Annotated in this window: 9 protein-coding genes and 1 riboswitch; of the genes, 6 read left to right on the top strand and 3 right to left on the bottom strand. The window is 69.4% G+C overall.

Annotated features, from left to right (window positions below; all coding sequences use genetic code 11):
• Position 1: 1 nt before the first annotated feature.
• The 3 genes from ACVCAG_RS02420 to ACVCAG_RS02410 form a co-directional block, all read right to left on the bottom strand.
• The gene (locus tag ACVCAG_RS02420; RefSeq protein ID WP_440081945.1) at positions 2–982 is read right to left on the bottom strand and encodes an ABC transporter permease subunit; all 981 of its coding nucleotides are present in this window, start codon (positions 980–982) and stop codon (positions 2–4) included.
• 123 nt (positions 983–1,105) lie between these two features.
• Entirely contained in the window at positions 1,106–2,899 is a 1,794-nt protein-coding gene (locus tag ACVCAG_RS02415; RefSeq protein ID WP_440081946.1) for an ABC transporter substrate-binding protein, read from the bottom strand.
• Between the two features lie 18 nt (positions 2,900–2,917).
• Positions 2,918–3,919: an ABC transporter permease subunit gene (locus tag ACVCAG_RS02410; protein WP_440081947.1), complete on the bottom strand. Its 1,002-nt coding sequence runs from the start codon at positions 3,917–3,919 to the stop codon at positions 2,918–2,920.
• Between the two features lie 342 nt (positions 3,920–4,261).
• Between ACVCAG_RS02410 and ACVCAG_RS02405 the strand changes: the two genes are divergently transcribed.
• From ACVCAG_RS02405 to ACVCAG_RS02380, 6 genes are all read left to right on the top strand, one after another.
• Positions 4,262–5,077, top strand: a complete 816-nt coding sequence (locus tag ACVCAG_RS02405; RefSeq protein ID WP_440081948.1) for an oxygenase MpaB family protein — start codon at positions 4,262–4,264, stop codon at positions 5,075–5,077.
• Between the two features lie 132 nt (positions 5,078–5,209).
• A riboswitch (FMN riboswitch) is annotated at positions 5,210–5,340 on the top strand.
• A gap of 505 nt (positions 5,341–5,845) precedes the next feature.
• Positions 5,846–6,490, top strand: a complete 645-nt coding sequence (locus tag ACVCAG_RS02400) for a riboflavin synthase (protein ID WP_440081949.1) — start codon at positions 5,846–5,848, stop codon at positions 6,488–6,490.
• A 143-nt stretch (positions 6,491–6,633) separates the two neighbouring features.
• Positions 6,634–7,851, top strand: coding sequence for a bifunctional 3,4-dihydroxy-2-butanone-4-phosphate synthase/GTP cyclohydrolase II (locus ACVCAG_RS02395; protein ID WP_440081950.1), 1,218 nt, complete (start codon positions 6,634–6,636; stop codon positions 7,849–7,851).
• Between the two features lie 46 nt (positions 7,852–7,897).
• Complete coding sequence (gene ribH / locus ACVCAG_RS02390; protein WP_440081951.1) at positions 7,898–8,368, top strand: 6,7-dimethyl-8-ribityllumazine synthase; 471 nt, start codon at positions 7,898–7,900, stop codon at positions 8,366–8,368.
• Between the two features lie 137 nt (positions 8,369–8,505).
• Positions 8,506–8,964: a PH domain-containing protein gene (locus tag ACVCAG_RS02385; RefSeq protein ID WP_440081952.1), complete on the top strand. Its 459-nt coding sequence runs from the start codon at positions 8,506–8,508 to the stop codon at positions 8,962–8,964.
• A 331-nt stretch (positions 8,965–9,295) separates the two neighbouring features.
• Positions 9,296–11,536: a glycoside hydrolase family 9 protein gene (locus tag ACVCAG_RS02380; RefSeq protein ID WP_447189402.1), complete on the top strand. Its 2,241-nt coding sequence runs from the start codon at positions 9,296–9,298 to the stop codon at positions 11,534–11,536.
• Positions 11,537–11,740: the final 204 nt, after the last annotated feature.

Below are 11,740 nucleotides of genomic sequence, written 5' to 3'. Positions count from 1 at the left end.
CCTAGCTCAGCCGCACGCGGGGGTCGATGAAGGCGTACATGATGTCGACGATGATGTTGAAGACGACGATCGCGGCGGCCGCGACGAGCACCGTCGCCATCAGCATGGGCAGGTCGGAGTTGGTGACCGCCTTGACCGACAGCTGGCCGAGCCCCTGGAGGCCGAAGGTCTGCTCGGTGATGATCGCGCCGCCGATCAGCGCGCCGAGGTCCACGCCGAAGATCGTGATGATGGGGGTCAGCGTGCCGCGCATCGCGAAACGCATCACCACGCTGCGGCCGGACATGCCCTTGGCCCGCGCGGTGCGCACGTAGTCCTCGCTGAGCTGCTCCACCATCGTCGAGCGGGTCATGCGGGTGTAGTTGGCGGTGAAGATGATCGCCAGCACCAGCCACGGCAGCAACAGGCCGGTGGCCCAGCCGACGGGGTCCTGGGTGAACTCCACGTACTTGGGACGCCAGAAGATCTGGTTCTGGTAGACGAGGAAGTACAGGGCGAGGGTGCCGATGAAGTAGATCTGCACGGAGGCGCCGATGAGGGACGACACACTGGCGATCTTGTCCAGCGGCTTGCCCTGCTTGAGCGCCGCGATGATGCCGGTGGCCACGCCGAAGGTGAGGAAGACGACCGCCGCGCCGATGGTGAGCGAGATGGTCAGCGGGAGCCGGTCCAGGATCGTCTCGAACACAGGCGCGCGGTTGACGAAGGAGAAGCCGAGGCAGGGGGCGGGGCAGTCGCCCAGGCCCCCGTAGTCGCGGCCGACGAAGATCCCGGCCAGCCAGGCCACGAACTGGGCGAACAGGGGCTGATCCAGTCCCAGGTTGTGCCGCGCCTGCTCCAGCAGCTCCGGCGGGCAGACCTTGCCGCAGGCGAGTCTCGCCGGGTCGGCGGGCACGGCGAAGAAGAGGAAGAACGTGACCGCGGAGATGATCACGAGTGTGACCGCGGCGCCGAGCATGCGGCGAGTGATGAATGGAAGCATTGCCTGTTTTCCCGAGGTGGCTGGGACCGTTGGGGCCGGGGAGGCCCTTGGCCGTGGCCTCGCGGGGATGTCGTCATCCCCGCGAGGCCACGGCCGCCGGTTCTCCTACGGTTTCGCGAGCCGCTACGGCTTCACGAAGATGCTGTTGGGCGAGACGACCCACGACTGCGGGTCGATCTCGGCGCCACCGACCTTGGAGCCGTGCAGGGTGTTGGCGATCCGGTTCTCGGCGACGACCAGCGGGGTGATCGTCTCCTGGATCTTCTTGTCCAGCGCCATCCACGCCTTGTTCTGGGCGTCGATGTCGGTCATGGCGGTGATCTCCTCCATCTCCTTGGTGATGGCCTCGTCCTTCAGGTGCGAGTAGTTCGGCGCACCGTCGGCGATCGGGCCGAAGATGACGGGCAGGACCGTCGTGCCGGACGGCCAGTCGGCGCCCCAGCCACCCCAGTAGAGGTCGAACTCGTTCTTCACCTTGCCGATGGAGTCGTAGTAGGTCTTACGGTCCAGGGGCTTGACCACGACCTTGATGCCGGCCTTCTCCAGGGCGTTCTTGATCACGACGGTGACCTGCTCCTGGACGGGCGTCTGGTTGTAGGCGTAGACGATGGTCGGCGTCGGGTTGGTCGACTCGGCGAGCAGCTGCTTGGCCTTCTCGACGTCACCCTCGGGCTTGGCCGCCTTGCCGAACAGGTCGTAGGACTCGTAGCCGACCGTGGTGTTCTCGTTCAGGATCGTGGTGGGCAGCGCCGCCGCGGCCGGGCCGCCCATGACCTGCTGGATCTGCTTGGACGGCCACACGTGGTTGATGGCCTGGCGGATCTTGATGTCCTTCACCCGGTCAAGGTTGAAGTAGTAGTAGTTGCCGTACGGCGAGGGGCTCTTCATCAGGCGGGGGGCCAGGCTGGCGTCGCCGAGGACCTGCTGCAGACGCTCCGGCGGGACGGTCGCGTAGAAGGTGAACGCGGTCTGGTCCGGGCCGGTGTCGGCGATCAGGCGGTCGGTGATCTGCAGGTTCTCCTGGCCGAACTCCAGGCGCCACTTGTCGGGGTAGGCGCCGCGGATCGGGTCGGTGGCCGGGTCCCAGTTCGGGTTGCGCTCCAGGTCCATCGACTTGTCGACGACGTGGCTCTTGATGATGTACGGGCCGCTGGAGACGGGCTTCTTGTCGTACGCCTCCTTGGTGTCCTTCTCCTTGGGCACGATGCCGTAGCCGCCCATGGCGAAGGCGTAGTTGGCGTCGGCGTGCGGGGTCTTGAACTTGTAGACGATCGTCTTGTCGTCCGGCGTCTCGATGCTGTCAAGACGCTTGCCGTCGTACGGGCCCTGGTAGGCCTTCTTGTGGTCGACCTCGGTCAGCCACTGCTGGATGTAGGTCGGGCCCTGGGTGACGAACGGGGCGAACGTCCGCTCCATGCTCCACTTCACGTCCTCGGACGTGATCGGGGTGCCGTCCTCCCACTTCACGCCGTCCTTGAGGGTGAAGGTCCAGGTCTTGCCGCCCTCGGACGAGGTGCCGGAGTCGGTGGCCAGGTCGCCGACCAGCTTGTAGTCGCCGGGGCCGACGCGCTTGTAGCCGGTCAAGGTACGGCCGATGAGCAGGCCGAAGTTCGACATGGTGTTGACGTAGACCTGCGCGGGGTCGAGGTGGCCGATGTCGTCACGGTCGATCATCGTGACGGTGCCGCCCTTGACGACGCCCTCGGGCTCGATGGCAGGGCCCTTGGAGTCGTCGGCCGTGCCGACGGTGATCGTCGGCGGCTTGTAGGACGCCGCGGGGGCCGGCGCGCCGGACTCGCCGGACGCCGCGCCGCTGGGGGCCGCGGGCGCGCCCTGGTTGCCCTGGGCGCAGGCACCGGTGAGTGCGAGCGCGCCTATGGCGAGGACGGCCATCGCTGACCGCGTACGGACTTTCATCTTTCTCCTATTTCCGATCTAGCGCTTGAGCTTGGGGTCGAAGGCATCGCGAACCGAGTCACCCAGGAGGTTGAACGCGATCACGAAGATCAGAAGGGCGACACCGGGGAATATCAGATAGGTGATGTCGTTCTGATAGATCTCGGTGCCGCGGCGGAACATGCGGCCCCAGTCGGGGATGGGCTCGATCATGCCGACGCCCAGGAAGGAGAGCGCCGCCTCGGCCGTCACCAGCGCGGGGAGCAGCAGCGTCGACTGGATCAGGATCGGGGTCCAGAGGTTCGGCAGCAGCTCCTTGAAGACGATCCTGGCGGGAGAGGCCCCGGTGACCTTCGCGGCCTCGACGAACTCCCGCTCGCGCAGGGAGAGCACCTGGCCGCGCAGCAGCCGCGCGAGGCCGGCCCACTGGAACACGGTCAGCGCGATCACCAGGGTGACCGCCCGCAGCCAGATCGGCGTCTCCTCGTCCGGCCTGACGAACAGGTTCTCCACGACCGGCATGAACGCGATGATGAAGAGCACCGAGGGGAACGACAGGACGATGTCGATCAGGCGGCCGATGAAGTAGTCGGTCTTGCCTCCGGCGTACCCGGCGACGATGCCCATCACGATGCCGATCGCCGTCGCGATGATCGTCGCGGTCACCGCGATCGACAGGGAGGTCCTGATCCCGTAGACGAGCTGGGTGAACACGTCCCGGCCCAGACCGGGCTCGATGCCGAACCAGAACTCCGAGCTGATGCCGCCGTTGGGCAGGATCGGGTAGCCGTAGTCGTTCAGCAGGCCCGGCATGTCCTGGCCGTACAGGACGTAGGGGTCCTTGCCGTACAGCCAGGCGATGACCGGAGCGAGGAGCGCGACCAGGAAGAAGAAGATCACCACCGCGGCCGAGACGATGCCGGTACGGTCGCGTCGGAAGCGCAGCCACATCAGCTGCCCGGGTGAGCGGCCCACCGTCTCCGGTGTCTTCGCCGCCGGCACCTCCCCGGTCGTGGTCGTGGCTGGTGCAGGGATGGTCATCGTGCGGGGGCTCCCAACGAGCATGGTGAGCGGGATCCCTGGAACCATTGCAAAGCAGACCAGGACAATCAATGGCCTGGTCATTACTCATTTTTTTGTTGTATAACGTCCACCTGTTTGTGGCTGCAATTCCGTTGACGTGGACAGGGGGTGACGTGGGATGATAGGGCTCCCGAAGGCCGGTATTCACGGATTTGTGACACATTCATGACGTGGCCGTGACGGCTTTGTCCGGGTATAACCCTGCTTGTGTCACAAGCCCGATACAGTGTTACAGGCTTAATACACGAGGTGTGTCGGACCGCTTCGCGGGGTAACCCTCCACTCGCCGGGAGGTGGAGCATGGATCACGGCCTGTTCGGACCCGATTCGGTGACCTGGAAGGTGATGGGCGAGCCGATCCTGCTCGTCGGGGGCTTCCGCGCGCTGCTCATGCAGGGCCTGCACCCCCGGGCGATGCGCGGGGTCGCCCAGAACTCGTCGCTCATGGACCCGGCCGAGGCGTGGTCCCGCTTCGTGCGCACCACCGAGTTCGTCCGGGTGCGCACCTACGGCACGACCAGGGAGGTCGCCCGCGCCGGGGCCAGGGTCAGGAAGATCCACGCGAGTCTCACCGCCCTCGACCTCGACACCGGCGAGCGGTTCCGCCTCGACGACCCCGACGCACTGCTCTGGGTCCACGTCGGCGAGGTCGACTCCTACCTGTCGGTCGCCCGGCGCGCGGGAGTGCGCCTGACGGACGACGAGGCCGACAGGTTCGTCGCCGAGTGGCGTCGCGCGGCCGAGGTGGTCGGCCTGCGTCCCGAGGACGTGCCCGGCTCGGTCGGCGAGATGGACGACTACATCCGGGCCTGCCGCCCCGGCCTCTACTTCGCCCCCGAGGTGCCCCACCCGCTCCGGCGGTCGCTCAACGCGCCGCTCCCGGCCCGCCTGACCCCGCTCAAGCCGATGTTCCCCATGCTCACCGTGCTCGCCTTCGCGACCCTGCCGCGCTGGGCCCGCAGGCTGTACGGCCTGCCCGCGACCCCGCTGGGCGATCTGTGGGCGACGGCCTCCCTGCGGGCCCTGCAGACCGGGATCGGCCTGGTGCCCGCGCCGGTGCGCTACTCCCCGGACGCGCGAAGGGCGCGGAAGGCGGTCGCGGAGCGCGCGGCGTGATCACAGCAAGTGCCCGCTTGTTCCACATCATGGAAGGTGTGTCGTCCGGTTTTCCGGACATGGCACACTGGTAGTGGTAGTGGAGGGTGAACCGTCCGCGGTGCGCCCTCCGCGAGAACGAGCAAGACAGAGCAGCGTGCTCCGGGGTCGGTGAAATTCCGAGCCGGCGGTTACAGTCCGCGACCCGGTCGAAGCCATCGACCGGTTGACCTGGTGAAACTCCAGGACCGACGGTTAAAGTCCGGATGGGAGGAAGCGCGCGAGCGGAGAGTGTCTTCGGGCACCCTCCGCTGATCGGGTGTATGCACCCGTTGATCCCCCGGGGCCCGCCGTGGCAAAAAGCTACTGGCGAGTAGGAGACCTCGGGTGACTGATCCGGCGCGGACGCGCCAGGCGGTCGGGCGTGCCCCTCATGGGCGCGGCGCCGTCGGCCCCCACCATTCCCCACATTCCCCGCATTCCCCGTCCCGCCGCACCCGGTCCGGGCGCGGCGGCACATCCCTCTTTTCCGGCGCGCCCCGCTTTCCCGGCGCACGCCCTTCCGGGCCCCGTACCTCCGGGCCCCGTACCTCCGGGCCCCGTACCTCCGGGCCCCGTACCTCCGGGCCCCGTACCTCCGGGCCCCGTACCTCCGGGCCCCGTACCTCCGGGCCCCGTACCTCCGGGCCCCGTACCTCCGAGTCCCGTACCTCCGGACCTCGTGTTTCCGGACCTCGGACGACCTTCCCGTGCCCGGCCGTCCGGGCGATCCCCCAGAAGGAGCTGTGAATGTTCACCGGAATCGTCGAAGAACTGGGGGAGATCGCCGGGATCGAGCCGCTGAGCGACGCGGCCCGGCTGTCGATCCGCGGCAAGACGGTCACCGCGGACGCCGGGCACGGTGACTCGATCGCCGTCAACGGCGTCTGCCTGACCGTGGTGGACGTCGCGGGCGAGGTGTTCACCGCCGACGTGATGAAGGAGACCCTCGACCGCAGCTCCCTCGGCGCGCTGAGCCCCGGCTCCCCGGTCAACCTGGAGCGCGCTGTCCGCGCCGACCAGCGGCTGGGCGGCCACATCGTGCAGGGCCACGTGGACGGGACGGGTGTCCTGCTGTCGCGGGAGCCCGCCGAGCACTGGGAGGTCGTCCGGATCTCCCTCCCGCCGGAGCTCGACCGCTACGTGGTCGAGAAGGGCTCGATCGCGGTCGACGGCATCAGCCTGACCGTCATGAGCGTGGGCTCCGGCGGCTTCGCGGTCAGCCTGATCCCCACCACCCTGAGCCTGACCACCCTCGGCGCGAAGCGGCCGGGCGACCCGGTGAACCTCGAGGTCGACGTGATCGCCAAGCATGTGGAGAAACTCGTCGGCGCGTACGCCCCGGCCGGTGGGCCCGCCAGGGACGCCGCGACGGACCAGGGAGAAAGGCCGTGAAGCACCTTGAAACGGAATCCGAGGCCGCCGAGACCGGAAGCCTCCGGAGAGACCGGGCCGGAAGCACCGGACGCACCGGCCGGACGCGTCAACCGGCTCAAGGAGTACCGGCCGAAGGCCGTGCTCGTCATCGAGGAGATCTTGTGATCAAGCTGGACCCGATCGAGCGGGCGATCGCCGACATCCGCGAGGGCAGGGCCATCGTGGTCGTCGACGACGAGAACCGCGAGAACGAGGGCGACATCATCTTCGCCGCGTCCAAGGCCACCCCGGAACTGCTGGCCTTCACCATCCGGCACAGCAGCGGCGTGGTCTGCGTGCCGATGCGCGGCGAGGACCTCGACAGGCTCGGCCTGCCGCTGATGGTGTACGACAACAAGGAGCGCCTGCGCACCGCGTACACGATCAGCGTGGACGCCAGGGACGGGGTGAGCACCGGCATCTCCGCCGCCGACAGGGCCCGCACGATCCGTACCCTGGCCGACTCGGCGACCGAGCCGTCCGAGCTGGTACGGCCGGGGCACGTCTTCCCGCTCCGCTACCGGGAGGGCGGCGTGCTGACCCGGCGCGGACACACCGAGGCGTCCGTGGACCTGGCCAGGCTCGCCGGGCTGAGCGAGGCGGGCGTGCTCGCCGAGGTCGTCAACGACGACGGCACCATGATGCGGCTGCCGGAGCTGCGCGACTTCTGCGACGAGCACGACCTGGCGCTCGTCTCGATCGAGCAGCTGGTGGAGTTCAGGCGCCGGACCGAGCGGATGGTGACCAGGGTCGCCGAGACGCGGCTGCCGAACAGGTACGGCGAGTGGCGGGCCTACGGCTTCGCGAGCTCGCTGGACGGCGGCGAGCACCTGGCCCTGGTCCTCGGCGACATCGAGGACGGCGAGAACGTCATGGTCCGGGCGCACTCCGAGTGCCTGACCGGCGACGTGCTCGGGTCGCTGCGGTGCGACTGCGGGGTGCAGCTCGACCACGCCATGTCGCGGATCGCCGCCGAGGGGCGGGGTGTGGTCGTCTACCTGCGCGGGCACGAGGGACGCGGGATCGGGTTGCTGGCCAAGCTCAGGGCGTACAGCCTCCAGGACGGCGGCAGCGACACCGTCGACGCCAACCTGGAGCTCGGGCTGCCGGTGGACGCCCGGGAGTTCTCCAACGCCGGGCAGATCCTCGCCGACCTGGGCGTGAAGTCGGTCCGGCTGCTGACCAACAACCCGGCCAAGCTGCGCGGCATGGACGGTTACGGCATCAAGGTGCTCGGCCGCGAGCCCATGCCGGTGGCGATGAACCCGTACAACGAGAAATACCTGTCGGCCAAGCGCGACCGCCTCGGCCACGAGATCCCCAGGGAAGAAGAAGCATGAGCGAACGATCAGGCCAGGCGGAGCGGAGCGGGTACGAGGTGATCGCGTGAGCGGGGACGGGCGGCCGGTGGCCGGGGCCGTCGAGGCCGAGGGGCTGACCGTCGGCGTCGTCGCCGCCCGCTGGCACGAGAAGATCACCGATCAGCTCGTGGCGCGGGCCGAGCAGGCGGGCAGGGACAGCGGCGCGGCGGTGACCGTGGTGCGGGTGGCCGGATCGCTGGAGATCCCGGTCGTGGCGCAGGTCCTGGCCAGGAAGTACGACGCGGTCGTCGCCCTCGGGGTCGTGATCCGCGGCGAGACCCCCCACTTCGACTACGTGTGCGACTCCGTCACCTCGGGCCTGACCCGGGTCTCCCTCGACGAGGAGGTCCCGGTCGGCAACGGCGTGCTGACCTGCGAGTCCCTCGACCAGGCCCTCGACAGGTCGGGGCTGCCGGGCAGCCACGAGGACAAGGGCTACGAGGCCACCGTCGCCGCCCTGGGGACGGCGCTGCTGCTGCGGGAGCTCCGCGCCTAGCGCCGCCGCCGTACGGGCCCGCCCCGCCGTGCCGTGTGATCGGCCCGGCGGGGCCGTGCGGTAGGTTTCCCTCGGCGCCGTGACCAGCGGTCGCAGCCGTTCCGACCGGTGGTCTTCCAAAGGATCGTGATCTGAGAGTGAGCCCGGAGAGCGTCTCCCCGCCCCCGCTGCCCGTCGTGTGGCGGCCCAGGAAGGGCCGGATCGCGGCATACGGCTTCGCGGGCCTGATCATGCTCGGCGCGGTGCTGATGGCGGCCTTCCTGTCCGAGCCGTTCACCCTGGCCGACAGGCTCGCGATGGTCGGGCTGGGCGGGGTGGTCGCCTGGGTCCTGCACCTGCTGGGACGGGTCCGGGTGGAGGCCGACGAGGAGGGGGTCACCGTCGTCAACCCGCTGCGGGTGCATCGCTACGAGTGGCCCGAGGTGCTCGGGGTATCCCTGGTCGACCACGAGCCCTGGGCGAAGATCGACTTCGCCGACGGGGCCACGGTCGGCGCGATGGGCCTGCAGGGGTCGGAGAAGGAGCGTACGGTCCGTCAGGTCCGCGAGCTCGCCGCCCTCATCAGGGAGCGCGGCGAGGCGTCGGAGACCCGCTGAGCCGTCGTACGGGGGCTCAGGGTCCTTGTGGCCTGCCGGGCCTGCCGGGCCGAGCCCTCTCGGGAGTCCCGGCGCCGGCGGGCTTGGCGATGCGCGCGAGCGCGACCTCCTGGCGGGGACGCGGGGATGCGTGGATGCGTCCGGGTCGTGGGAAAAGCGGGCACGCCGAGATTCTGCGAATCGCCGAAACCCATGAAAGTTACACGGTCATTCGCCGGGAGTATCGCTTCGAGCTGCACGAAATGCCGTGCTCAATGGCGGCGGCTGTCTTTTTCCGGCCTGAGGGTTCCAAGATGCGAAGCCCACGTAGTACAGGCCGAGAGGACTCCACGTGAACACGTCAGGCCGGATTCGGCTGTCGGCGGCGGCGCTGGCCGCAGCCTTGGCCGCGGCATCGATCACCGCGGTCGTCACCACAGGAACCGCCAACGCCCTTGTCCGACCGGCGCTCGGCCAGAACATCAAGGTCAACCAGGTCGCCTACGCGCCCGGCGCGGCCAAGCAGGCGACCGTGATCAGCAACTCTGGATCGCCGCTGGCCTGGAGCCTGCTGGACGGTTCCGACCAGGTGGTGGCCGGCGGCACCACGACCGTCTTCGGCGCCGACTCCCCCTCCGGCGACTCCGTCCACAAAATCGACTTCTCGTCCTACACCGGGACCGGCACCAACTACGTGCTCACCGTGAACAACGAGTCCAGCCACCCCTTCGACATCGGCACCGCGGCCTGGAAGAAGCTGCCCTACGACGCGCTGGCGTTCTTCTACCACCAGCGCAGCGGCATCGCGATCACCTCCCAGTACGCCGGCGGCAACCAGTACGCCCGCGCCGCCGGCCACCTGAACGTCTCTCCCAACCAGGGTGACAACAACGTGCCGTGCCGCAGCGACTGCGGCTACCGGCTGGACGTGCGCGGCGGCTGGTACGACGCAGGCGACCACGGCAAGTACGTGATCAACGGCGGCATGTCCGCCTGGCAGCTGGTCAACACCTACGAGCGGGCCAGGAACGTCCCCGGCGCCGACACCGGAGCCTTCGCCGACGGCACCATGTCCATCCCCGAGCGCGGCAACGGCGTGCCCGACATCCTGGACGAGGCCCGCTGGGAGATCGACTTCCTGCTGAAGATGCAGGTCCCCGACGGCCGCCCGCTGGCCGGCATGGCCCACCACAAGATCCACGACGCCAACTGGACCGGGCTGCCGCTGCTGCCCGCCCAGGACCCCGAGGCCCGGGTGCTGTCGGCGCCCAGCACCGCCGCCACCCTGAACCTGGCCGCCGCGGCCGCCCAGTGCGCCCGGGTGTGGGCGTCCATCGACTCCGCGTTCTCCGCCCGCTGCCTGACCGCGGCGGAGAAGGCCTACACCGCGGCCAAGGCCAATCCCTCGCGGTTCGCCCCGGCCTCCGACGGCACCGGCGGCGGCTCCTATGCCGACGGCAAGGTGACCGACGAGTTCTACTGGGCCGCCGCCGAGCTGTACGCCACTACCGGCAAGCAGGCCTACCGCACCGACCTGACCTCCTCCTCGCTGTACTACGGGCGCAGTTTCACGAACGAGGGCGCCCTGTGGGCGGAGGTCGGCAGCCTGGGCGACATCACCCTGGCGCTGGTGCCCAACGGCCTGACCTCCTCCATCGGCCAGCAGCTGCGGGCCTCCTTCGTCTCGGCCGCCGACGGCCTGCTGAACGTGATGCGCGGCCAGGGCTACCCGGTGCCCTTCCAGCCGCCCGGCGGCGGCTACATCTGGGGATCCAACAACCTGATCCTCAACAACGCCGTCGTGCTGGCCCTGGCCCACGACTTCTCCGGCGCCGAGCGGTTCCGCACCGGGGTGTTCGAGACGATGGCGTACCAGCTCGGCCGCAACCCGATGGGCTACTCCTACGTCACCGGCTACGGCGACAAGCCCTCCCGTAACGTCCACCACCGGTTCTGGGCCAACCAGATCAACTCCGCCCTGCCCATCGCGCCGCCCGGCGCCCTGGCCGGCGGCCCCAACAGCGGCCTGGAGGACCCGGTCGCCCAGCAGCGCCTCAGCGGCTGCCGGCCGCAGAAGTGCTACCTGGACGACATCGACGCCTGGTCGGTGAACGAGGTCGCCATCAACTGGAACGCGGTCCTGGCCTGGGTCGGCGCCTGGACGGCCGAAAAGGCCGGCACCGGCGACCCGACCCCCACCCCGACCCCCACCCCGACCCCCACCCCGACTCCCACGCCGACCCCGACGCCCACGCCCACCCCGACCCCGACGCCTACTCCGGGCGGAAAGGCCTGCGCCGCGACCTACACCGTCACCAACCAGTGGCACGACGGCTTCGGAGCCAGCGTCGAGGTGAAGAACACCGGCACCACCGCGCTCACCGGCTGGACCGTCGCGTGGACCTTCCCCAGCGGCCAGACCATCACCCAGCTGTGGAGCGGCTCGCACACCGTGAGCGGCTCGGCCGTCACCGTGGCCAACCTGTCCTGGAACGGCGCGCTGTCTTCGGGCGGCACCACCTCCTTCGGCTTCAACGGCGCCTGGTCCGGGGCCAACACCGCCCCCGCCGGGGTGACCTGCACCGCCCGGTAGGCGGCGCGGCGGGAACCCGCCGGTGCGTGACGGAGCCGAGTTCCGGTCCGCACCGGCGCGTTCCCCACCCTGTGATGCCGTCCTGGGCTCCGATGCCCGGGCCGGTGCCGCCGGCGAACGCCCTCCCTGAGGCGTCGTCCCCCGCCAGGACGACCGGGACCCGGCGACGCAGGTGACGTCCACGACGCCACGGCATCCAGCTCC

The sequence above is a fragment of the Streptosporangium sp. G12 genome, assembly GCF_052983175.1.
The sequence above is the reverse complement of the archived record's forward strand: the minus strand, read 5'-3'. Positions and strand labels throughout refer to the sequence as shown.

Coding starts and splice junctions, on each gene's coding strand:
- ACVCAG_RS02420 (WP_440081945.1), bottom strand. CDS start 982: ATGCTTCCATTCATCACTCGCCGCATGCTCGGCGCCGCGGTCACACTC.
- ACVCAG_RS02415 (WP_440081946.1), bottom strand. CDS start 2,899: ATGAAAGTCCGTACGCGGTCAGCGATGGCCGTCCTCGCCATAGGCGCG.
- ACVCAG_RS02410 (WP_440081947.1), bottom strand. CDS start 3,919: ATGACCATCCCTGCACCAGCCACGACCACGACCGGGGAGGTGCCGGCG.
- ACVCAG_RS02405 (WP_440081948.1), top strand. CDS start 4,262: ATGGATCACGGCCTGTTCGGACCCGATTCGGTGACCTGGAAGGTGATG.
- ACVCAG_RS02400 (WP_440081949.1), top strand. CDS start 5,846: ATGTTCACCGGAATCGTCGAAGAACTGGGGGAGATCGCCGGGATCGAG.